The 21,339-nt window shown below is 48.5% G+C and carries 22 protein-coding genes; 10 read left to right on the plus strand and 12 right to left on the minus strand.

From position 1 onward, the window contains the following. Nucleotides 1-28: 28 nt before the first annotated feature. The 3 genes from L0M14_RS25785 to L0M14_RS25795 all read right to left on the minus strand — a co-directional run bounded on the left by L0M14_RS25785 (nucleotide 29) and on the right by L0M14_RS25795 (nucleotide 2,696). Complete coding sequence (locus L0M14_RS25785; protein WP_235119292.1) at nucleotides 29-670, minus strand: DUF2306 domain-containing protein; 642 nt, start codon at nucleotides 668-670, stop codon at nucleotides 29-31. Between the two features lie 332 nt (nucleotides 671-1,002). Continuing rightward, nucleotides 1,003-1,755, minus strand: coding sequence for an SDR family NAD(P)-dependent oxidoreductase (locus L0M14_RS25790; protein WP_235119293.1), 753 nt, complete (start codon nucleotides 1,753-1,755; stop codon nucleotides 1,003-1,005). Nucleotides 1,756-1,826: 71 nt separating this feature from the next. Then, a complete protein-coding gene (locus L0M14_RS25795) occupies nucleotides 1,827-2,696 on the minus strand; it encodes a LysR family transcriptional regulator (protein WP_235119294.1) in 870 nt (289 codons plus the stop codon). Nucleotides 2,697-2,951: 255 nt separating this feature from the next. Between L0M14_RS25795 and L0M14_RS25800 the strand changes: the two genes are divergently transcribed. Beyond that, nucleotides 2,952-4,025, plus strand: coding sequence for a branched-chain amino acid aminotransferase (locus L0M14_RS25800; RefSeq protein WP_235119295.1), 1,074 nt, complete (start codon nucleotides 2,952-2,954; stop codon nucleotides 4,023-4,025). Nucleotides 4,026-4,090: 65 nt separating this feature from the next. Here L0M14_RS25800 and L0M14_RS25805 read toward each other — a convergent pair whose 3' ends face one another. From L0M14_RS25805 to L0M14_RS25820, 4 genes are all read right to left on the minus strand, one after another. Then, nucleotides 4,091-4,900 carry a sporulation protein gene (locus L0M14_RS25805; protein ID WP_235119296.1) on the minus strand — a complete coding sequence of 270 codons (810 nt, stop codon included), beginning with the start codon at nucleotides 4,898-4,900 and terminating at the stop codon, nucleotides 4,091-4,093. Between the two features lie 160 nt (nucleotides 4,901-5,060). Then, nucleotides 5,061-5,459: a VOC family protein gene (locus L0M14_RS25810; RefSeq protein ID WP_235119297.1), complete on the minus strand. Its 399-nt coding sequence runs from the start codon at nucleotides 5,457-5,459 to the stop codon at nucleotides 5,061-5,063. 167 nt (nucleotides 5,460-5,626) lie between these two features. Next, complete coding sequence (locus L0M14_RS25815; protein ID WP_235119298.1) at nucleotides 5,627-6,055, minus strand: YkvA family protein; 429 nt, start codon at nucleotides 6,053-6,055, stop codon at nucleotides 5,627-5,629. Nucleotides 6,056-6,228: 173 nt separating this feature from the next. After that, nucleotides 6,229-7,119, minus strand: coding sequence for an AraC family transcriptional regulator (locus L0M14_RS25820; RefSeq protein WP_235119299.1), 891 nt, complete (start codon nucleotides 7,117-7,119; stop codon nucleotides 6,229-6,231). Nucleotides 7,120-7,305: 186 nt separating this feature from the next. Between L0M14_RS25820 and L0M14_RS25825 the strand changes: the two genes are divergently transcribed. Beyond that, nucleotides 7,306-7,710: a hypothetical protein gene (locus L0M14_RS25825; protein WP_235119300.1), complete on the plus strand. Its 405-nt coding sequence runs from the start codon at nucleotides 7,306-7,308 to the stop codon at nucleotides 7,708-7,710. A gap of 91 nt (nucleotides 7,711-7,801) precedes the next feature. On the opposite strand, the gene L0M14_RS25830 is transcribed toward L0M14_RS25825, so the two are convergent. Further along, nucleotides 7,802-8,413 (minus strand): LysE/ArgO family amino acid transporter, encoded by a 612-nt coding sequence (locus tag L0M14_RS25830; protein ID WP_235119301.1) that lies wholly within the window; start codon nucleotides 8,411-8,413, stop codon nucleotides 7,802-7,804. Between the two features lie 243 nt (nucleotides 8,414-8,656). On the opposite strand from L0M14_RS25830, the gene L0M14_RS25835 reads away from it, so the two are divergent. After that, nucleotides 8,657-9,424, plus strand: a complete 768-nt coding sequence (locus L0M14_RS25835) for an isocitrate lyase/PEP mutase family protein (RefSeq protein WP_235119302.1) — start codon at nucleotides 8,657-8,659, stop codon at nucleotides 9,422-9,424. 63 nt (nucleotides 9,425-9,487) lie between these two features. Next, nucleotides 9,488-10,024: a DinB family protein gene (locus L0M14_RS25840; protein WP_235119303.1), complete on the plus strand. Its 537-nt coding sequence runs from the start codon at nucleotides 9,488-9,490 to the stop codon at nucleotides 10,022-10,024. Between the two features lie 12 nt (nucleotides 10,025-10,036). Here L0M14_RS25840 and L0M14_RS25845 read toward each other — a convergent pair whose 3' ends face one another. After that, complete coding sequence (locus tag L0M14_RS25845; protein WP_235119304.1) at nucleotides 10,037-10,831, minus strand: lipid II flippase Amj family protein; 795 nt, start codon at nucleotides 10,829-10,831, stop codon at nucleotides 10,037-10,039. Between the two features lie 142 nt (nucleotides 10,832-10,973). Here L0M14_RS25845 and L0M14_RS25850 point away from each other — a divergent pair, with 142 nt between their 5' ends. Continuing rightward, nucleotides 10,974-11,231: a hypothetical protein gene (locus L0M14_RS25850; RefSeq protein WP_235119305.1), complete on the plus strand. Its 258-nt coding sequence runs from the start codon at nucleotides 10,974-10,976 to the stop codon at nucleotides 11,229-11,231. Then, nucleotides 11,231-11,623 carry a hypothetical protein gene (locus tag L0M14_RS25855; protein ID WP_235119306.1) on the plus strand — a complete coding sequence of 131 codons (393 nt, stop codon included), beginning with the start codon at nucleotides 11,231-11,233 and terminating at the stop codon, nucleotides 11,621-11,623. Before L0M14_RS25850 ends, L0M14_RS25855 begins: the two co-directional genes overlap by 1 nt. A 94-nt stretch (nucleotides 11,624-11,717) precedes the next feature. On the opposite strand, the gene L0M14_RS25860 is transcribed toward L0M14_RS25855, so the two are convergent. Further along, nucleotides 11,718-13,652 (minus strand): dihydroorotate dehydrogenase, encoded by a 1,935-nt coding sequence (locus tag L0M14_RS25860; RefSeq protein ID WP_235119307.1) that lies wholly within the window; start codon nucleotides 13,650-13,652, stop codon nucleotides 11,718-11,720. 295 nt (nucleotides 13,653-13,947) lie between these two features. Here L0M14_RS25860 and L0M14_RS25865 point away from each other — a divergent pair, with 295 nt between their 5' ends. The 3 genes from L0M14_RS25865 to L0M14_RS25875 all read left to right on the plus strand — a co-directional run bounded on the left by L0M14_RS25865 (nucleotide 13,948) and on the right by L0M14_RS25875 (nucleotide 16,757). After that, nucleotides 13,948-15,078, plus strand: a complete 1,131-nt coding sequence (locus tag L0M14_RS25865; protein WP_235119308.1) for an IS4 family transposase — start codon at nucleotides 13,948-13,950, stop codon at nucleotides 15,076-15,078. A 274-nt stretch (nucleotides 15,079-15,352) separates the two neighbouring features. Further along, on the plus strand, nucleotides 15,353-16,198 hold the full coding sequence (locus tag L0M14_RS25870) for an ornithine carbamoyltransferase (protein WP_235119309.1): 846 nt from the start codon (nucleotides 15,353-15,355) through the stop codon (nucleotides 16,196-16,198). Between the two features lie 205 nt (nucleotides 16,199-16,403). Beyond that, a complete protein-coding gene (locus L0M14_RS25875; RefSeq protein ID WP_235119310.1) occupies nucleotides 16,404-16,757 on the plus strand; it encodes a DUF2500 domain-containing protein in 354 nt (117 codons plus the stop codon). 297 nt (nucleotides 16,758-17,054) lie between these two features. Here the strand turns inward: L0M14_RS25875 and L0M14_RS25880 are convergent, their stop codons facing one another. Beyond that, nucleotides 17,055-18,242, minus strand: coding sequence for an ROK family transcriptional regulator (locus tag L0M14_RS25880; RefSeq protein WP_235119311.1), 1,188 nt, complete (start codon nucleotides 18,240-18,242; stop codon nucleotides 17,055-17,057). A 192-nt stretch (nucleotides 18,243-18,434) separates the two neighbouring features. On the opposite strand from L0M14_RS25880, the gene xylA reads away from it, so the two are divergent. After that, nucleotides 18,435-19,751, plus strand: coding sequence for a xylose isomerase (xylA, locus tag L0M14_RS25885; protein ID WP_235119312.1), 1,317 nt, complete (start codon nucleotides 18,435-18,437; stop codon nucleotides 19,749-19,751). A gap of 109 nt (nucleotides 19,752-19,860) precedes the next feature. On the opposite strand, the gene L0M14_RS25890 is transcribed toward xylA, so the two are convergent. After that, complete coding sequence (locus L0M14_RS25890) at nucleotides 19,861-21,162, minus strand: MEDS domain-containing protein (RefSeq protein WP_235123035.1); 1,302 nt, start codon at nucleotides 21,160-21,162, stop codon at nucleotides 19,861-19,863. Nucleotides 21,163-21,339: the final 177 nt, after the last annotated feature.

A 21,339-nucleotide genomic window follows, 5' to 3' on the forward strand; every position in this document is an offset into this window, starting at 1 on the left:
ATATGTATAAGGAAATCCTCCAGAGCTGCTAGGCACCTATAACAGGTGCATGTCTTTTGGCAGCACGTCGTCGAATGACAGCCTCCATAATGAACAAGTTAGGCACCCAGCAGAGCCATGCAGTCACTTGATAACCCGTTATAAAATTGCCAAACAGCAGCGCCATCGGCCCAAGCCACAGCCGCAGCGTGATTGCCGCACAGGTGAGCGCATAGCTCCGCATCATCCAATCTTTGTGCGCCTGCACGTTCTTATTTAATATATATCGGACACTAAGCCACGTCGACATTGCCCAGGCAAGGTCCAGCCCTAGAAATCCTAGCGTGGAGACCCATCCACCCGTTGCATATATCGCTAAATAAAGACCGACGATGCTGCTGACCATAATAGAAATGAAGTACACATAACCGAGCCGTCTATGCAGCCGAATCCGCTTTCCTTGAGGCTTCACAAACAATTGATAAGGTCCCAATACGAGCGCTAGCACTGCCGTCACGATATGCGCATACAACACATAGACCCAGGGCGTCAGATGAAAATCAGGCTGCCTCAGCTTCTGGGATACAAGGCCAGCGCTTGCCGGACTGAAAAAACCATATTGTACAATCGCATACCCGGCTATGGCGACCGCAAAGAAAGTGAGCACAATTCTCCATATTTTCAACCCCATGCCCCCGACTCCTCCTCGTAAAATGGAACCTTCCTTCCCCCTCATCTTACAGACCGCCGGTCGGCAAAGCAAGCGAAAACCATACCTTTACAAAAACAAAAAGCCGCACTAAGGCGGCTCAGGTTTGTCGATAAAGCATGGTCCATTACGAGCTTCAGTAGCTTTTCTCCGAGTGCTGTTGACATTTTGTTATTCGATTGAACTAAAAGCTCTCTATGGTCATAACAAAACTGTCAAAGGCACCCGCTACGCTTCTCCGAAAACTACTGAGCTCTCCATTAACCTTTATCGACGGTCTCATGCCGAGCACAATCGGCTCTGTTTGTTACCTTTTAAATCACATATCTTGTAGCTTCCAGCGTCTCGGCCTTTGCCACAGCTTCCTCCAAGGTCATGCCCGTAAACTGCTGGGCACCCAGGAATCGGCCGCTCTTCTTGTCGTCTACGAAAGCGCCAACGGCAATACCTGGAATCACGCTCTCCACAGCATGGTGGGCATGAGGTCCGCCCAAATCGGTACGGCACCAACCCGGGTCTGTAAGACTGATGATAACATCAGTTCCTTCCAGTCGGGAAGCCAGGTCCTTCGTAAACTTATCCAGCGCTGCCTTGCTTGCTGCATAGCCGGCTTGTTCAGGCTCATTGATGATGCCGCTGGTTGTATTGATCACTCGGCCAAAGCCTCTTTCGATCATTTTAGGAATAAGGCGGTTGCAAATGGTTGCAATGGAAATGAAATTGATACGGAAGCTCGCTTCAAAATCTTCCACTGGCGTAGCCCAATAGTCGGTACGGTAAGCGATCTGTACCGCCGCATTATTAAAGACGATATCCACCTGCGTTTCCTTAGCCTCAATCTCATCCAACATGCGTACGACTTCTTCGTGATTACCTAATTCAGCTCCCAGGCTGTAAGCCTGTACGCCCAGAGCCTTCACTTCTTCTTCGACTTTCTTTGTATGTTCTAGGCTTCTGCTGTGCAAAATCAAATTGCAGCCCTGTTTGGCCATAAAGATCGCGGTTTGATAGCCCACGCCTCTGCTCGCGCCAGTAATCAGCGCCCATCTTCCTTGTACGTTTACCATGATCAGGTTCCTTTCGAACATAATGTTTTTTCAGGATACAGCCTTTTCATCATATCACAATAAACGCGCGTTCAAAAGTGTTTTAATAGCTCTTGGATGAATGTATCGGTCGTTGTGCAGCGGTACATATCCTTGCGAAATACGATCCCCACCTCCTGCTGAGGCGTGGGATTAATGATCGGGATAGCTTTAATATCCGAGCTTTTCACCGCCATTAAATATGAACGCGGCAGGATCGCTCCTCCCATGCTGATTTTGGCCATTTGCAGCAGGGAGTCCAGCGTTGACATCTCGACAATCGGCCTCAAAGGTACGCCAACTTCCTCACTGTAATGGTCGATCATTTGCCGCACATAAAACTTCTTCTGAAGCATTCCCAGCGGTATATCCGCCAAATCCCTCAACTCAATGGAAGGCACGCCTGCCAGTTTATGAGTAGCCGATACGACCAGTTCCAGCTGTTCATTATACAGAGGGATGCTGTCCAGCAGTTCATCCTGAGTAGGCAGGAATACGACGCCGAGGTCAAGCCGGTTATGGAGAAGGCCCTCCTGCGTCTCCTCTGTGGCAAGCTCTGTGACCGACAGCTCAATGTTCGGGTAGCGCTCATGGAACGCCAACATCGCTGCTGTCAGTAGATGATTGCCCGAGCAGCCAATCCGCAGGCTCCCCCGCTGCATGCCCCGGATTTCATTGATCGCAGCCTTGGCTTGCTCCAGTTCATGAAATACATTTTGACTATGCTTATATAAAATGTGGCCCGCTTCGGTGATATAGATTTTTTTCCCGATGCGTTGAAACAGCGGAGTGCCCATGCGATGCTCCAAAAGCCGAATTTGATGGCTCAGAGTGGGCTGGCTGATGCCCAGCTTTTCCGACGCCTTGGTTACGTGCAGCTCCTCGCAAACCGCCACAAAATACTCTAATAATCGAAGCTCCATCCGCTCACCTCTCATCATGGATCATGGCTATGACAATACTGTCGATAAAAGAGAAATGAAGAGCTCAGTAGTTTTCGGAGAAGCGTAGTGGTCGGAGAAAAGCTACTGAAGCTCGTAATGAACCCCTTTTTATCAAAACATTCATTCATAGATACTAACTATGATTTTAATTGACAATTTGACATTGATCAATGTATGCCTTTTCTTTATAGTTATTTCAAATATTGATTCGGAAACGATGGGAGCGGATGAAAGATGTACGGTACGATTCGCGTCGAGCTTAGCTCGGAGAGGAAGGCAAAGCCTTCTGTAGATACAGGTTTGGCTTTTGGGAAGTATTTTACGGATCATATGTTTATGATGAATTACTCAGAGGGAAGCGGATGGCACGATCCCCGCATTGTGCCTTATGCTCCGATTACTCTCGACCCTTCGGCTATGGTCTTTCATTACGGGCAAGCGATCTTTGAAGGGTTAAAAGCCTACCGCAGTCCTGACAAAAGCAGTGTATACCTGTTCCGTCCGGATAAGAACGCGGCAAGATTGAACCAATCCTGCGAACGGCTCAGTATGCCCAGCATTGATGAGGCCTTCTTTGTCGAAGCGCTGCAATCCCTAGTTCGTATCGATGCGGACTGGATCCCGGAGAGTGAAGGCACCTCTCTGTATATCCGTCCCTTCATTATCTCCACCGAGGCGGGACTCGGCGTTCGCCCTTCTTCGGAATATCTGTTCGCTGTGATTATGTCTCCGGTCGGCAGCTACTACGAGGAAGGCATCCATCCTGTCGCCATTCATGTGGAAACGCATTATACCCGCGCAGCAGTTGGAGGCATGGGCTACGCCAAAGCGGCCGGGAACTACGCAGGCAGTCTCAAAGCACAGATGCTCGCCAAAGAGTATAACTGCTCCCAAGTACTCTGGCTCGACGCCGCCGAGAAGAAATATCTCGAGGAAGTCGGCAGCATGAACGTATTCTTCAAGCTTGGCGGCGAGATTGTCACGCCTAAGCTGAACGGCAGCATCCTTGACGGGGTAACCCGCAACAGCGTCATGCAGCTGCTGGCATCTTGGGGAATGCCTGTCACCGAGCGGAGAATATCCATGGATGAAATTGCGGCTGCTTTCGCAAACGGAACCCTGGAGGAAGCGTTCGGAACAGGGACAGCGGCGGTGATTTCGCCGATCGGCAGCCTGCACTGGAACGATCAGACGATGTCCATTAACGTTGGACAGACCGGGCCTTTGACCGAGCGGCTCTACAATACGCTGACGGGTATCCAGAACGGCAAGATCGAGGATCCTTTTGGTTGGAATGTGCGTTGTTAATTCAGAAGCACATGCACAAAAGCCTTGCGCCCACTCTCCGTGGAAACAAGGCTTTTTTTCATATCTTAACCTTCTAGCAATCGATCAAAAACTTCCGCCAACCGCTCTGCAATCGCATCGGAACCTTCTTCTAGTTCCTCTTGACCGAACGACAGATGGCCGCAGGTCTCATCGGTATCCTGTAACTCCGCAAATAACCCTGACAAGCCGCGGGCTTTGCGATCGAATTCCATCATCATTTCAATGCCGTGCTCATTCGGGAAGAACACAAACTCCAATTCCTCAACAGAAGCGTGATAAGGACTGCGAAGCGTTGGGACGAAATCAAACTTTTGAACGAAAGGCACATGATGATCACGGTGAGGATAGTATTCATTCTCCGCCTCCTGTATGCGGAAGCCCAACGTTCCCAGTGCTTCAAAGATCGTGGAGGTATACGGATGCGGTAGAATTTCTACATGATCTGTATCCGTGGGATCTATGGCATTGTCTACATCCATACCGGTGTGAATCCATATTTCACTCTGTCCAATGGAGATAGGAACATCGTGAGGAAGGATGAAGTGAAACGGAATCTCGATTTCTTCTCCCGGTGCAAACACAAGGCTCTCTCCTAGCACAAAATTCGCGATCGTGACCGTTTCATGCACATACTCAATTTCTCTATGCCCGTTATGAATCCGTTCTTCGGGTTTCACATACCGCGTCATGAGTGCAAAATAGAGCTGATCTACCTTCTGCTCAACGCTTCCTCCCTTGGCATACACAACGCCTTCGACAGCTTCTCCGGGGATGAACTGCTCGGTATGCAGTCTGGAATCCACCTCAATGTTGCCGATTCCCACCTTAGCGAGCATTTTTTTGAAAAAAGACATAAGACCTCCGCCGTCATGTTAATTTTTTACATTCCGCATTTATTTACGTAAACGAGGCGGCTTTTGTTTCGTCTCCCACTCCAAATTCCAACAATTTCCCACAACTGGACACGATCTAGAAACAATCGCACATGATGATCTAAATCTACAAAAGGCTGGCTCATGGATTTGGCTTCATATAATTAGATATTTCAATTAAATTGAAATCAGGGTCACGCACATAGACAGATACAATAGGGCCAGCAGCTCCTGTACGGGGAACAGGCCCTTCCTCAATCGGTATGTCCATACGCCTCAAGTGCTCGACCACATCAGGCAGAGGCATGTTCGTAATGAAACAGAGATCTGCTGTACCCGGCCCAGGCTTTTGGGCTTTAGGCTCAAATTCCTGTCCGTATTGGTGTAAATTGATTTTTTGCTGTCCAAAAGAGAGCGCCTTCCGGCCTTGGCCGAAGGTTACAAGCTCCATCCCAAGTACTTCCGTATAGAATCGGCACGTCTCCTCGATATCTTGAACCGTCAAAACGAGATGATCAAGCCGAGCAATCTGGATAGTCATACGCGTCCTTCTCTCCTATATGTTTGTTTACAAATCGCAGCGTAATTCCGTTAACCAAATTCGGATGCTCCAGCGGCAGCCCCTGGCCTGCCTGCTCGATTAGATGCGCTTCTACATGCAGCGTATAAAAAAGAAAGACCCGACGTCATCAGGTCCCCTCGCGCGGCTTACTTGTGTGCTTCCTCATCGTTCGATGGATTCATCTCATCGACCAGTTGTCCGTCAATGTCGATGATGTCCTGGCTCTTACCCGCTTCTTCACCGAAGAATTCCACCAGCTTATCCTTCGCCTTCTTTTTCACTTCCGCATCAATGCTCATGGCGACAGCACCAAGTGCAAGTCCAAGGGCGCCAAGGTCGTCTACGTACCCTGCAATGGGCACCACATCGGGCACCAGATCTACCGGCAGGATCAGGTAGCCCAGCGCTCCATAGATCTGAATTTTGGCTTTAAGCGGCGTTTTCTTACTTTCCAGCGCATAGAACAACAGCAGACCGGCGTAGACGACCTTGGCCCCCGCGTCCTTGGCGTGTTTTTTGACCTTTTCCCAGAAACGGTCATTGGAAAAATGCTTTTCGTATTTAGATGTATCCATGCTTCTCTATGCCTCCAGCGTAGATTGGTTGCTTTTTTACCAGTATATCAAAGTTAGGGGATCTTCTCACATCTGTACCGGTAACGCTGGAACAGGACAAGGATAAACAAACACCCTTCCTTCAGCTCTGTGCTGATGAAAAGGTGCCTGGGTCCTGCCTTACATTCTCCGAACTACGCCTCACCTGCAGGTGCCTTTTTCAAAACAGGGATCCAGATTTCACTCTTGAAGCTTGATGAAGTGATATCCTTACTTTCGTTCCACAGCATCTCGGGACCCTTGGCGAGCTCGTAGCTAGCTTGAGGAAACCACTCCGAATAGATGCGCCCCCATATGTTCTGCAGTGTTTCAGGAAACGGCCCGACCGACTCAAATACCGCCCAGGTCAAACCAGGCACCTCCAACTGCGCCATATGTTCAGGACAGTCCTTAGTTGAAGCCACGCCGATATAATGATCGAGTTCCCCCTGCTCCTCCATACGCCCTTCGGAAAAATTGATCGATGCCTGAACAAGCCCCAAAGGCTCGACATTGGAAAGCTTTTTTAGATTAGCTATGGTTTCCCCGTCCAGTGACTTCCACATCTCTGCAATTTGTGGATTCACACCGCTGAACACGATGGGAACCCTCCGCGTAATACCTAGGATGCGAAAAGGACCTTTTTCAACAATCCGATAGTTCATGACACTGCCTCCTTGAATGGTGAGCTGAAAGGTCATGCGGGGATACGCTTTTAATAAGGAACCCTGCGTTTTGGCCGAGGAAGGCGGAATTCCGTGCACAGCTTGAAATGCTCTGGAGAAAGCATCCGCAGACTGGTAGCCGTACTTCAACGCCACATCGATCACTTTGCTATGGGTGGTTTGAAGCTCAAAAGCGGCAAGAGTCAAGCGTCTGCGCCGAATGTACTCGGACAGCGTAATCCCAGCCAGGAAAGAAAACATTCTGGAAAAATGATATTCCGAGCAATACGCAAGCCTAGAAGCTTCCTTAAGATCAATCTCCTCCGACAAATGTTCCTCAATATAAGCTAAGGCATGATTCATATTCGCAAGCGAATCCAACAGGATAACCTCCCTTCCTACCAAGCATAGCAGACGCCGAACTCTTCAACCCGACTATCTTTGCACCGTTATGCGGGATACCGCAGGGACAAATTCAGCTGGTTGAGTAAACATATGTTCACTGGAAACATTATGGCAACCTATAACGTTAACTATGTATCATCAACTGCGGAGGAGAAAAGCTGAATGTTCAAAACTCTTTTGATTTGGCTATTTATCTTGATTTTCACTGCAGGTTGCACCGGTTCCGAACACTCTCCCGAGAAACTTCGCGATCTTTATCCCGGTAATCTCATGCAGGTGGACGAAATACACATAACGATTGGAGCAACAGGTGAGAAAAAAATGTACCGCGACCCTAAGCAAATACAAGAATGGCTGAAGTCAGTTCAGGATATAGAGTTCACCCGCTCACCAGATCAAAGCAAGAAAGACGGTTTTCTTTATGCCGTTACCCTTTTGGAAGGGAACACCGCCAAAATGTCGTTTACCACCAATTCCGTTGGCGATACTTACTATGTGACTGACGCCAAGCTTGTTGATGCTATCAAGGAGATAGTGGACAAGGGAGTAAGTATTCCAGCCCCATAGTCGACTGACTTAGCTAAGATGGCGCCGATCAGGGCAGATCCATCCCCACGCCCTGTCCCTTTGCACTCCCTACACCACCCCTGCTAACACACTACTCAAACAAGCTGCTGAGCAAATACACAGCTGCCGCCCACATCACTAGCGCGGATATTTTATTCAAGTAACCCAGCCATCGGCCGGAGGTGTCTCGAAGCCCAAGCCAGCGTCCAGCCAAAGCTAAAGAAAAGAACCACATCCAAGAAACGCAGACACACGTCAATGTAAAAGCAACACGGTACACGCCTTGGTACTGCAAGGAGCTGGTACCGATAATGCCGATCGTATCCAGAATCGCATGCGGGTTGAGCAGCGACACCATCACGGTAAAGCTGACCAGCTTACCAATTTGTGCGTCACGCCGGACTTCCCTGCTGGACTCAGGCTTTGTTTTCCAAGCACCATAGCCCATGTACATCAAAAACACAAAGCCAACAATCACCAGCAGTAGCTTCATCCAAACAAAGCTAAAGACGACAACCGACACACCCAGTACTGCAGCCGTAATCAAGGCCGTATCGCACAGTGAAGCTGCAATCACAATGACCAGGACATGCAGCTTTCTTTCTCTGACCGCCCCCTGCGTAAACACAAAAAAGTTTTGCACGCCAAGCGGCATGATCAAGCCTATTGATAAAATAAGTGCGTGAAGAATTACAGAAACCACAACGTCTCTCCCCTATTTACAAATCTAGTGTCTATGGAGCCTATCATCCAGCTAACTTTATCTATCATAATTGAACTATGTTCAAATATAAATATCAGATCTTCTGGATGTCCCGTTGAGAAGATAGATCAGCTAGTTTGGGAGTGTGACAGGCTTACTAAATTAACAGACAGAGGAATTCCAATATGTGGTATTATTTTGATTGTTGAATGTCTTTACACATAGATCAAGGAGGAAAAGAACGTGAGCAAAAATGAACAGTTTCAAAAGCTTCACCAATCCGATGAATTACTTGTCCTTGGAAACGCATGGGATTTGCCCTCTGCACGCGTTCTCGAAAAGGCCGGCTTCAAAGCAATAGGCACAACGAGTTGGGGAATCGCTGCCAGTATGGGGTACACCGACGGGGAAGAGATCGATTTTGATCTTCAGCTAGCTGTGATTGGGCGAATCGTTGATCATGTGAACGTCCCAGTCACAGCAGATATAGAATCGGGCTATGGACATAGCGATGAGGCCATTGTCAGCAACGTATTAAAGGTCGCTCATCTAGGAGCCTCCGGTATCAATATCGAGGACTCTTTGAAGGGGGAAACGGGGCTAAAGCAGCTCACGGAGCAATGCCAGCTTCTTTCAAAAATCCGAGGAGCTCTAGACAGCAACGGTTTCGAAGACTTTTTTATCAATGCCAGGATTGACGCATATCTTCTGAATATAAATCCTCTTCATGAAACACAGGCTCGGCTAAAAGCTTATGTGGAGAGCGGCGCATCCGGGATTTTCGTACCTGGGTTAAAGGATGAAGCAGAAACCAAGCTTATCGCTTCCTGCACATCCGCACCACTCAATGTGATGGCACATTCGGACCTTGCAGATTTTGATAAGCTGCGGGAACTGGGCGTCCGTCGACTTAGCTTAGGAGGAGCATTGTACCGGAAAGCGGCTGCATTACTGGAGCAATGCGCGTTAGAGATGCTTGAGTCTCGCAGTACCTCCGTCTTATTTGAATAACCGGAAGGTGCTTCGCTAGATTTTATACAAGAGATGATCTTAGCCGGGAGGGGATCGCTAGCTATGCTGGATATCGTGAAGTACATACTCAATGACATGAATAAGCAGCTTGATCGCATGATAAAGAGCCTGGGGCAGCTTGATGATGACTTGATTTGGCACAAACAGAAGGCTTCCACGAATAGTATCGGCAACCTTTGTCTGCATCTAGCTGGAAACGAGTATCAAAATTTCGTCAGTGCCATCGGCGGCAAACCGTTTATTAGAGAACGTTCCCGAGGTGAATTTGAGCCTGAAGGCGGGATAACCAAGGAAGAGCTGCAGAACCTACTGGTGCAAACCCGAAGCCAATCAACTGATATATTAGCAAGTCTTTCCGAAATGGATTTAGACAGGGAAGTTGAGATTAGATACTCTCTAGAGGACTGGAATCACATGCACCGAACACAGGCATTGGAAAACGAGACCTACGATCGCAGAGTGATCCGCCTTCTGCTCATCCAGGTTGCTGCGCACTACGGTTACCACGCGGGACAAATCGTGCTTCTCACGAAATTATATAAAGATGTGGATGAGAACATTACGGGGCAGTACCATTAATCATTCCATAAATTAAATATGCTTCACTACAACACTGATCAAATACGCCGAAGGAAGCAGCACGAATTGAGCAAGCAGCGTTCCGAAGAACCGGCTGGTCATGAGCAGCACGTACACCTTGCCCAGCTGATCCTTGTATTTGTCATCACGCAGCGCCTTGTCCGTAATGAGTCCAAGCTGAGGGTCGATGAATAACGTAAGCAGGATCGTAGCGATCCCGTTAATCAGACCGGAGGCTTGGGAGGCCGTTGCCGTATGGTCCGGAAGCAGATGTGCGGCATACAAAGAAGCCAGTACCCCGACCGTGTAGAAGGCCGTAACGATCACGTTCAGCAGAATGAAGCGTTTGGGGACATCGAGATAGCGGAACTGGCGCAGCTGCTTGATGGAGGGCTTCTTGATGTAATGCTTCGTATTCTTGAGCTGATCAACCGTTACGCTGGTAATCAGCTTAGGAATGGAGCCCGCGACCTCCAGCTTGGAGATGACACGACCCGATATATGCACAAAGGTAGGGAAAAGAGCGATAGCAACAATGGTTCCGATCGAGGAAGCAAACATGATAACCCGAAGGCTCTCCAAGAGATCAAAGGAGGGGTTCTTGTTCGCAAAATCCACGAATTTGGCAGTCAAAGGAGCTTGTACTAAGTTAGCAGTTCGGGAGACCAGCACGATGATCCCGGTCAGCGAAAGAGCGACAGCGATTTTGTTCAGCTTCACACCGGCAAAACGTACCGAATAAGACAGCGTCTCCGCTGTATGGATAATTAATGTCAAAATAAATACCACAATGAGACTGTTGGTCATGGGCGGTTCTCCCTGTTCAAAATTTGCACGATGTCGGGGTTACTTTTGCACGATATAGGTGATGTGGATTAACATACAGTCGATGTTCTCCCTCAGTGCGTATGGTATACTTTTATTATTCAAGTACAAGGAGTGATCCATCATGAAATGGAATGAAATCACAAAAGTCCATCCGAATCGTCTTGTACTGGTCGAAGCTCTTAAAGCCACCTCCCAGAACAGGATTCGAACCATTGAAGAAATGTCTGTAGTGAACGAATATCAGGATGCCAAGGAAGCTTGGGAAGGGTACAAGCAATTTCACAAAGAAGACCCCGGACGGGAGCTTTATATCTTCCATACCAGCCGTGAAGATGTTGAGGTGGTTGAAGAGTTCTTTTCCGGAGTGAGACAGCACTGATGCAGATTCAGATGATTCATGGGCTGCCAATTGTTTCCCTATCCATCGCATATAATCATCGTACCATTGAATTAACCGACGTGCTATTTGATACCGGCTGTGCTGCTACTGTATTTGATACGGATGCACTCGCGGTAATCGGCTTGTATCCTGACTTCATCAACGGAAATGTAAAGCGGATGTATGGAATCGGCGGAACCAGTGAGGCTTGTTACGAGCAGTTGGTGCACAATATTCGGATTGACTCTGTAATCCTGCCTTATTTTCATTTACAGCTAGGTTCTATTCATGAGCCATATGGATTTAATGGCATCATAGGAATAGACTACATGCTGCGGACCGGACTGAAAGTAGATTTTGACAAGTTGGAAATTAGCTATGCAAGTACGTAATGCAGCAGCCGTGTAATCTTTATTAGCGGATGCTGCATTATTGCGTTCTTCAAACTCATTCTCGCAGCTCCTCTATGAGAAATACTCGCCGATATTACTCCGCCCCCCTGCCAGTCCCTCGCATCAAATAAGGAAAGGTCAAGATCAAGCCCGCCGCAAATAAAACGATGGCCACATACACAGGCAGCAGATGAATAAAGTCGGTATACCCGATATGTGCATGCACCCATAGTCCAGCTGTAAACCCCGGTAATCCTCCGTAAAGGAACGTCCACCACAGCCAAGCTTCCCCTTTATTGACCCCCCACAAGGCCGCCGCCGTGATGGCTATGGATAGGGAAAAGAGCGCTCCGCCAAACCCAGCCCGGTCATGGGCAATCAGCGGAATCAGCCGATCATTCCAGGCGGACAACTGCTGTGGGCTGAGACCAAGGTAGTCCAAATCCGTGCTCACAAATACGCCCGTAATCCCGATGAAGGAAATACTAAGCCCTCCAACAGCCAAGGCCACCCCCATCACAACAAAACAGCACTGTCCCCACTGCGCCCTGAGCCATATCCGGTCATTCAGAAAGCCGGGAGGCTTACGGGAGGGCCTGTCCGAAAGTCCCCGAAGCGTGAGCAGCATCATCGGCAGCAGGACAGCGGCTACCGCAGCATGCAGCGGATCGAAATAACCGTACCCGAGATAGAGGAAAAAGCTGCTGAACCCGACTACGCAGGAGGCGAATACGGCTGTTTTGGCCCAGTGCAGCCCCTCCCGAAGTCCATGGCGGGCCAGCTGTGTATAAAAGATGCCGATCGACATCATCGTCCCGGCCAGCGTAATCCGGTCGTGTGACATGAAGTGCAGCACCCTAGGATTCCATTCTAATATTGTATGGCGCTTCACGCCTAAAAAGACCTCATCGTACGGCAAAAGCACACTGGATGCCGCGATCAGCCAGGCGAGCACGCCTCCGATCAGCATGCCGATGCCAAGAAGATACATCCAGCCCCAGTTCGCCCAAAAGGAATACGGCTTCGCTTCGGGCAGCTGGCACAGGCGGTCGTAGAGCACCGCTTCGTTGACCCGCTTCGCGAGACCGGGCCCGGCGTAGACCAACCCGCTGTGCAGCTGGACGCAGTCCGCGCCTGCGGCGAGCAGCTCGCGGGCGTCCTGCGGCTGGTGTACGCCGCCGCAGGCGACAAGCGGCTGCCGCTCCGCCAGCAGCGCTCGCAGACGGCGCACCGCGCTCAGCGATGCGCCAAGGGCATCGGCGGCGACGCAACTGCCGCCGCCCTCCTGGCGCACGGCTTCGCCGAGCGCCACGCCTTGGCAGCGCGTCAGTGCGCCGCTGCCGGCAAGGGCCTCTAGTGCCGCCTGCGAAGCATCCAGCGGCACGTAGAGCAGCACAGGCTTGCCCAGCGCAATTTCGCCGGCAAGCTGCTGCGCCTGCAGAAGGATGGCCGCCGCTTGCTCCGGCGGCCATCCTTCATCCAGCGCGTCGAGGTAAAACCCCGACGCGTAAGGGGCCAGCTTCACGAGCAGCTCGCGCAACTCGTGAAGAGCCTGCTCCGGCGTCCGTCCCGGCATCGGACGCAGCCGAAAGAAATGCGGCAGCCGGTGTCCGCTGCCGCGCTGCATGCGCTCGGCGATGCGGTCTGCGCCATCGTTCTCGTACCCATCCGGGTAGACGATGGCTTCATCGTCCACCTCCCGCAGAATCGGCTCGTCCCTTTGGATCGCCTGCACCGTCACGGGACCGACTTCGATAAAACCGAAGCCGAGCTGAGCCATCGCCCGATGGGCCGTGCCATGCGGATCCAGCCGCCCGCCTAATCCGACCGGGTACGCAATCGGCACACCGGCCAGCTCGCCGGACAATATGGAGGTCAGCTCCATATGCCCCATTGTCCGGATGACAAGCGGCCCTCCCGGCATTCTGCTTAGCGTTCCCATCGTAAAGAGGGTGATGTCCCGAGCAAGCTTTGCAGGCATACGGAACAGCATTGGTTTAAATATGGAATGATAGGACCAATCCGGCATAGCCACTCCCCTATCTCGTCTACCAAATGGTAAAATTTATCTTTTTATTATACCTGTTTTCCGCTCCAATTGTACCAAGTCTTTGGTAGTGGAGAGAGGAATGATGCACTTGATTGGGGTGTCCAATGAACTTAATGTGGAATTCTACGTGGGAATTAATCTAACTCACTAGCGTTGCATTAAATTTCTCTGAATCTTCACAATCTTCTGTTATTTAGACATTCGAACAGAAAAAGATCCTTTACAATGGAATGACAGGTAGTACTGTCCATAATCCACCGAAAAGGATCAACCCATGGACAAGAATACCCTATTTTCTTCATTTGGTAAATGGATTTCTCCAATTTGTACGAAATCCTTCACGGATCGTATCGCGATGACCGGACAGGATAAGTATGTTAAAAAACTAACCACAATTGCTTATCTTAAATTGTTCCTGCATGCACAAATCCAACAGCGTGATGCCCTGCGAGATATTGCCGTTGATGTACTTTCGAAAGGCTTTCAGAAAGAACTTGGTTTAAGCTCCATCTCAGCGTCTCAATTATGCCGGAAGCACAATCAGGTAGACCCTGCTTCACTTGAGAGTGTCTTCTCCGAGCTCGTCGCACGCATTCGCCGTAGCACATCTCCTACTGTCTTCCGAAAGGACTTCAAGATCATTGACTCGACGACAATCGGACTCTGCTTACAGAAGTACAAATGGGCGGAGTTTCGTCAGACCAAGGCCGGGATCAAACTTCATTTTCGATTGGAGTACATGGACGATGATACTGTAGTACCCGAAAAAGTAACGATTACGCCAGCTAAGAAGAATGACCGTACTCAGATGGATGCTCTAGTTAACGAGATCGGTGTTACTTACGTCTACGACCGAGGCTATGTCGACTACGCCAAGTTCGATGATTACTGCGATCGCGGCATCTTCTTCGTCACAAGAACGAAGAAAAATGCGGTGATTCGGTCCATCGACTCGTTTCAGCTTCCTGCTGAGAGTGCGGTGCTTTCCGACGAGATGGTATATGTGGGCACTCCGCAAAAAAGGATGGAGAATGTCCTTCGTCTCATTCACACCGTAGATTCGGAAGGGAACCCAGTGGCTATCTTAACGAATCGATTTGACCTAAAAGCAGAGGAGATAGGTCAGATTTACCGGGAACGTTGGGCGATCGAGACATTCTTCAAATGGTTGAAGCAACATATTCGGATTAAGAAGTTCTACGGAACCACTGAACGGGCCGTGATGAACCAGGTTTGGACTGCGTTAATCGCGTTTTGCTTACTGGTGTTGGTGAAATTAGAAACACAGTCGAAGCATAGTTTGCTACAAATCTACCGGTGGCTCAGGACCTTACTTTGGGAACCAGTTCAAACCTGGATCGATCAGATAGATCGACAACCGGAAAGAAGGTCCGCAAGTGGGTGAAAGTCGAAATAAAGCTGGATGTTGGTGCTAAAACGAAGCAATTACCATAAAATTACCAAATGGATAAAGGCTACCTTCTGACAGGACTTCGACCTTTTGGTCTATGAGCCGAGAATTTTATTCAGAATAATGTGACAATTGGCTTGTGGTTTTTTTATGCAACACTAGTGAATCTAACTAGCAAAATTATTAATTGAAAAATAGTGGACAAACCAAATCTTCAATAGTATAAATATACGTAAAGTTGTATTTTTATACAAAAAAGGGTGGTCAATTGAACTTACTAGACATTAATGAGTTGTCAAGCGATGACATCTATAGAATTTTCAGCTCAGCAGACGAAATTAAATCGGGCATGCACGAGAATTTCTTAAAGGGAAAAACATTTGTTTTATTCTTCCCTGAATCAAGCATAAGGACAAGAATCACATTTGAAATTGGAATAAAAAGTTTAGGTGGCGACTGTATAATGTTCCCCTCAGAAGCCCTGGACAAAAAGGAAGAATTGAAAGATGTTATTAAGTACATCGAAAATTGGGCTCACGGGGTGATTGTAAGGCATGCTGATTTTTCTAAAATAAGGGATTTGGCTAGCCATTCAAAAATTCCTGTAATTAATGCAATGACCAGTGTTAATCATCCATGCGAAGTCTTGTCAGACTTATATGCTATAAGTAAAAGAAAGGAACATTTTCAGAATCTTTCTTACACTTTCGTCGGACCAGCAGGAAACATTTGCAGATCATGGTTAACTGCAGCAGAAGTGTTGGATTTCAAGTTTAATCACGTTTGTTTGAAAGGTCATGAGTTAAGAACCGACTCAGATAATTATCAGTTCTACACGGAGCTTGACGAAATTATTAAAGTAAGCGAAGTTGTTTTAACAGATTCGTTACCTGATGAATTTCGAAATGAACAGTACATAGCAGAGTACCAAGTCACGCTTGAGAGAATGAAACTTGCTCCAAATGGAGCACTATTGAATCCGTGCCCGCCCTTTTTTCGGGCGATGGAAGTAAGTGAGGAAGTCATATCTTCTGAATACTTCGTTGGCTATACATTTAAAAAAGATTTACTTTTCGTACAACAAGCTATAATTATTCAATGTTTATTAAACTAAACGACCTTTAGTTCAATCATTCAGGAGCAGTTTGCCACCGCGGCGACTGCTTTTTCTATCGTTGATCTAAAGGGCAGGTTCGTGTGGTAACACAAAGGTCGTCGGAAACTTTTAGGGAACTTCAGCTTCAAGTTGAAACTTTGGGGCGTGGAGTATCGTAAAAGATAACACTTGAAAAATTTTACAAAAGAGGGGTGCTGCTGTTATGCCGATGGGGTTTGATGGACCGCCGTTGATTTTTAAAGCGATGTTTGTCTTGATTCCGTTAATTATAATTGGAATGATCGTGTTTTCAGTGATAAACGGGATCAATATCTGGGCGCGAAATAATTCGTCGCCTGTGCTAAGAAGGGATGCAACAGTCGTCACGAAACGAACGAAAGTATGGGGCGGATCCGAAAATTCAAGCGCCAGTACTTCTTACTTCGTAACATTCGAGTTCGACGACCAGTCGCGACTGGAACTACAGCTGAGCGGCTCGGAGTACGGGCTTATCGCAGAAGGAGACAGGGGAACGCTGACGAATCAGGGTACGCGGTTTAACGCTTTTCAGCGATGAGAACTGATACCTATTAACCGATGAAAACTAAAGGGCTATCCGCTAAGTTTATTCCTCACGACTTATGATGCTAAAGACCATTCACGCATGTCGTAATTGTTGAAGACCCGCTTAAAACAACAGCGGCAGCCTTGGACCCAATAAGTCCTAGACTACCGCTGTATATGGAGTACTTGTCTTGTCTGCCTAACCTTATATGCCAAATCTACCGCCACACGCTCAAACGTTCACAGTATCTCCCCTACAGCTGAACCTCCATCGAAGGACATCCGCACGGAAACACCACGTGATCTCCCCTTAGCTCCGCTCCACCGTAACCTCAGCGTCGGCAAAGAACTTTGCCACCGCCAGAGACGATGCCCCCAATACAGCTGATCGCACATCCAATTGAGAAAACTCAACGGACAGCTGCTTCCTCGGATGAGGCAGGCTTCTTCGCTCGAGCACAGCCATCATCGGCTTCTTCAGCCATTTCTCCGCTCCCGTAAGCCTCCCGCCAAGGATAATGAATTCTGGATTGTAGCCGTTAATCACATTGACGACCCCGATGCCCAAGTAGTAACCCAGCCGCTCGAACAGCTGGATGACAGCCGGGTTGCCTTCATCTGCCAGCTTCAGCAATTCATCCACATCGATAGCATCTTCGCCGCCCGGCAAGGACAGTTCGCGCGCCTGCTGCAGGAGCGCATGCTCGGAAGCATACAGCTCCCAGCAGCCTAGGCTGCCGCAGCGGCACTTGGGCCCGTCATGCTGAATGGAGATGTGCCCGATTTCGCCGGAGAATCCGGTCGCCCCTCGATACAGCTCCCCTTTAATAATAATTCCGGCTCCGATGCCGATACCGATGCTGATATAAATCAGATTGGCCGTATCTTTGCCGGCTCCGAATTCCCGCTCTCCTACCGCGCCTGCATTCGCTTCATTATCGATGACAACGGGAATGCCGAATTCCTTCTCAATGATGTGCTGCAGAGGGACGTTCTCCCATCCTAAATTTGGGGCGAACAGCAGGTTGCCTTCATCATCGCAGATGCCCGGCAGTCCGATGCCGATGCCCACAATGCCGTAGACGCTCTCCGGAGCCCTACCAATCAGCTCGCTGATGCACGACTTAAGCACGTTAACCACGTTATCTACCGAGTCATTGTTATGTTCAATGATATACTCCTCAATCACCTTGCCGGTTAAATCGGTCAGCACCGCCAGACAATCCTGCACCCCAAGGTCCAAGCCGATTGCGTAACCTGCGGTGCCGTTAAACAGCAGCATCATCGGCTTACGCCCGCCGCTGGACTGCCCGACGCCGATTTCCTCAACAAGGCTGCTTTCGATCAGCTCGTTCACGAGGCTTGAAACGGTCGCCTTGGTCAGTCCTGTCACTTCGGCGATTCGTGCGCGGGAGATCGGCGAATTGGTGCGGATATGGTGAAGCACGATGGATTTATTTATTTTCTTAACCAGGTTGAGATCCCCTGTTTGCTTCATACTTGTATGCCCCCACGAATGAAAATGCTCGAAATTTGTCATCCTATTGCAGTATGAACTGATTTTAACACGAACATCTTCGTTATGCACGAACTAAGTTTGTTTAATGAATTTACAAACTAAACATTTGATGCTATGATGGGTTCATAAGCAATTCATACTTCTACTATCCATATATCGGAGGTCATCTCGATGGGCTACTTTGGTAACGTATCAACGATTAAGTACGAAGGCAAATCTTCTACGAATCCGCTTTCTTTTAAATTTTACAACCCAGACCAAGTCGTGTTGGGCAAGACTATGCGTGAGCACCTGCGCTTTGCAGTTGCATACTGGCACTCCTTCTCCGCAGACGGCTCCGACCCGTTCGGTAGCGGTACTATGCAGCGTTCCTGGAATCAATATTCCGGTATGGACCTGGCGAAAGCACGCGTTGAAGCTTGCTTCGAGCTTTTGAACATCCTTGATGTTGATTATTTTGCTTTCCATGACCGCGATATCGCTCCAGAAGGCGCTACACTGCAAGAAACAAACAAAAACCTGGATGAAATCGTCGGTTTGATCAAAGACAACATGAAATCCAGCGGCAAAAAGCTGCTGTGGAACACAGCTAACATGTTCACGAACCCTCGCTTTGTTCACGGCGCAGCTACTACGAACAATGCTGACGTATTCGCTTATGCAGCGGCACAAGTGAAAAAAGCGCTTGAGCACGGTAAAGAACTCGGCGCTGAGAACTATGTATTCTGGGGCGGTCGCGAAGGCTACGAGACTCTGCTGAACACAGACCTTGGTCTTGAGCTTGATAACCTGGCTCGCTTCCTGCATATGGCTGTTGATTATGCAAAAGAAATCGGCTTCGATGCTCAGTTCCTGATCGAACCTAAGCCTAAAGAGCCTTCCAAGCACCAATACGACTTCGATGCTCAAACAACGCTTTCGTTCCTGCAAAAGTATGATCTGCTGCCACACTTCAAGCTGAACCTGGAGGCAAACCACGCAACACTGGCTGGCCACACGTTTGAGCATGAGCTCCGCGTAGCCCGCATCAATGGTGTGCTTGGCTCCATCGACGCCAACCAAGGCGATTTGCTGCTCGGATGGGATACTGATGAGTTCCCTACGGATCTGTATTCTACGACATTTGCTATGTACGAAATCCTTCTTAACGAAGGCGGAATCGGCCGCGGCGGCGTAAACTTCGACGCGAAGGTTCGCCGTACATCCTTCGAGCCGATCGACGTTGTGCATGCACACATTGCAGGTATGGATTCCTTCGCCCGCGGCTTGCAAGTTGCTGCCAAAATGATCGAAGACCGCGTGTTCGATAACATTCTCGATACTCGCTACGGTTCCTTCAAATCCGGTATCGGTGCTGACATCGTAGCCGGTAAAGCCAACTTCAAGACTTTGGAAGCTTACGCGCTTCAAAACAACAACATTGTCAACCAGTCCGGACGTCTTGAGCAGATTAAGGCGACAGTTAACCAATACATCATCAACGCTTAATGTAGAGCTTACTCTGTCTACACAACCTAAACCCCGTTAACCGGAATATACCGGTTGGCGGGGTTTTTCCTATCCTGTGTATGTTCAGGCCTTAGAGCCTTGCCGTTGTTCAATTCGCTATAGGCAGTGTAACCGTAATACAGGTGCCTACCCCCGGCTTACTTTTCACATCGATCTTTCCGCCAAAGTGATCCACGATCTTTTTGACCATGAATAGCCCGATCCCTTGCCCGCTTCGTTCTTCATTAAACTTCTCATATTTGCGGAACAGCAGCTTCATCTGCTCCTCTGTCATCCCGATGCCGTGATCCTCCACCACTAGCGCCAAGCTACCTCCGGACCTTTTGACCTCGAAAGTAACATGATCCCCTTCGTTGCTGTATTTGATAGCATTACTCAGCAAATTGGAGACAATCAGTTTAAAGCCAATGGCATTAGCAACAATGGTTTCCCTGCCAGTTAATTGAAAATCCGTGTGCAGCTTGATGTTCTGCGTTCTCCCCTTTACCTCCATGATTTGTACAACTTCCAGAAGCAAGTTGTAGGGAAGAATCAGCTTTTTTCGCCAAAATGAATCTGCAGACAGCATCTGTTCGGTATTAATAATATGCGTTATTTCATTATCAATCTCATCGACATAGTCGCAAATCGCTTTAAGCTTCTCGCGGTCCCCAGAGTCCTCCAGCTTGTTCTGCACGAGGGAGGCATATGCCTTGATAACCGTCAAGGGATTACGCACTTCATGGGAAACAACGTGAACAAAGTCCAGCTTTTGTTTGTACAAATCCATTTCGGACTGCAGCTCCGCTTGCACGGACAGTGAGGGAAACAGCGTTCTATTCTCCTGCTTGCCCTGCCTGTACAAGTTGGAAACGATCAGTTCATGATCCGTCATCATATATTCATGGCATCTCATCATATCTAGCTGAATGCTGGCAGGCACCTGAGACCCATCATAAGCACAAACCGTTAAATAGCCTAATTCTGCGAGTGTCAGATCACATTTGCATTCATATAAATTCAACTTACTCTGAATGCTGTCTTGCATGCGCCAATCTACATGCCCCCACAGCCTAATCTCCAATTGGCCTTCGATATAAGGCTGGATCATGTCACTTAGGTTTTGGAGAATTTTTTCGAACCGGAAATCGTCATACATGCGGTAAAACTCATAATTATTTACAAAATGAATGAATGCCCACTGCTCTTCTTTCAGTTCTCTTTGAAGCATCCCTCGTACGTGCACAATTCTTTCTTCGCTATCAATAAAAATGACATGCTGGTTCAGCTCCAAGCCAGCTTTGATATAGGACACAGCATTCTGAAGGTATCCTTCCGGAGTACTATAAAAATAGAGAATATGAGAACCATTATTGATGTTGAGCTGCTGTGTCAGTGATATTTGCTGCATAACTGCCACTTTACGTTCCCCACCTTCTTTATATTTCCAACCCAATATAGGACCTTTACGACCTATTTGCAATGAATACTTTCCGCCATGTTTCGATGAGTTCCGTAGCTTTTGCCATGTACCTTGCCTTATCGACAAAAAGAGCCATCAACAGATGACTCTTCCCTCTTCCTTAAT

Origin of the sequence: Paenibacillus hexagrammi (assembly GCF_021513275.1) — a bacterium.
Lineage (GTDB): Bacteria > Bacillota > Bacilli > Paenibacillales > NBRC-103111 > Paenibacillus_E > Paenibacillus_E hexagrammi.

Coding starts and splice junctions, on each gene's coding strand:
- L0M14_RS25890 (WP_235123035.1), bottom strand. CDS start 21,162: ATGCAGCAAATATCACTGACACAGCAGCTCAACATCAATAATGGTTCT.
- L0M14_RS25840 (WP_235119303.1), top strand. CDS start 9,488: ATGCTGGATATCGTGAAGTACATACTCAATGACATGAATAAGCAGCTT.
- L0M14_RS25790 (WP_235119293.1), bottom strand. CDS start 1,755: ATGGTAAACGTACAAGGAAGATGGGCGCTGATTACTGGCGCGAGCAGA.
- L0M14_RS25825 (WP_235119300.1), top strand. CDS start 7,306: ATGTTCAAAACTCTTTTGATTTGGCTATTTATCTTGATTTTCACTGCA.
- L0M14_RS25815 (WP_235119298.1), bottom strand. CDS start 6,055: ATGGATACATCTAAATACGAAAAGCATTTTTCCAATGACCGTTTCTGG.
- L0M14_RS25865 (WP_235119308.1), top strand. CDS start 13,948: ATGGACAAGAATACCCTATTTTCTTCATTTGGTAAATGGATTTCTCCA.
- L0M14_RS25805 (WP_235119296.1), bottom strand. CDS start 4,900: ATGTCTTTTTTCAAAAAAATGCTCGCTAAGGTGGGAATCGGCAACATT.
- L0M14_RS25795 (WP_235119294.1), bottom strand. CDS start 2,696: ATGGAGCTTCGATTATTAGAGTATTTTGTGGCGGTTTGCGAGGAGCTG.
- L0M14_RS25810 (WP_235119297.1), bottom strand. CDS start 5,459: ATGACTATCCAGATTGCTCGGCTTGATCATCTCGTTTTGACGGTTCAA.
- L0M14_RS25850 (WP_235119305.1), top strand. CDS start 10,974: ATGAAATGGAATGAAATCACAAAAGTCCATCCGAATCGTCTTGTACTG.
- L0M14_RS25785 (WP_235119292.1), bottom strand. CDS start 670: ATGGGGTTGAAAATATGGAGAATTGTGCTCACTTTCTTTGCGGTCGCC.
- L0M14_RS25875 (WP_235119310.1), top strand. CDS start 16,404: ATGCCGATGGGGTTTGATGGACCGCCGTTGATTTTTAAAGCGATGTTT.
- L0M14_RS25845 (WP_235119304.1), bottom strand. CDS start 10,831: ATGACCAACAGTCTCATTGTGGTATTTATTTTGACATTAATTATCCAT.
- L0M14_RS25880 (WP_235119311.1), bottom strand. CDS start 18,242: ATGAAGCAAACAGGGGATCTCAACCTGGTTAAGAAAATAAATAAATCC.
- L0M14_RS25855 (WP_235119306.1), top strand. CDS start 11,231: ATGCAGATTCAGATGATTCATGGGCTGCCAATTGTTTCCCTATCCATC.
- xylA (WP_235119312.1), top strand. CDS start 18,435: ATGGGCTACTTTGGTAACGTATCAACGATTAAGTACGAAGGCAAATCT.
- L0M14_RS25860 (WP_235119307.1), bottom strand. CDS start 13,652: ATGCCGGATTGGTCCTATCATTCCATATTTAAACCAATGCTGTTCCGT.
- L0M14_RS25800 (WP_235119295.1), top strand. CDS start 2,952: ATGTACGGTACGATTCGCGTCGAGCTTAGCTCGGAGAGGAAGGCAAAG.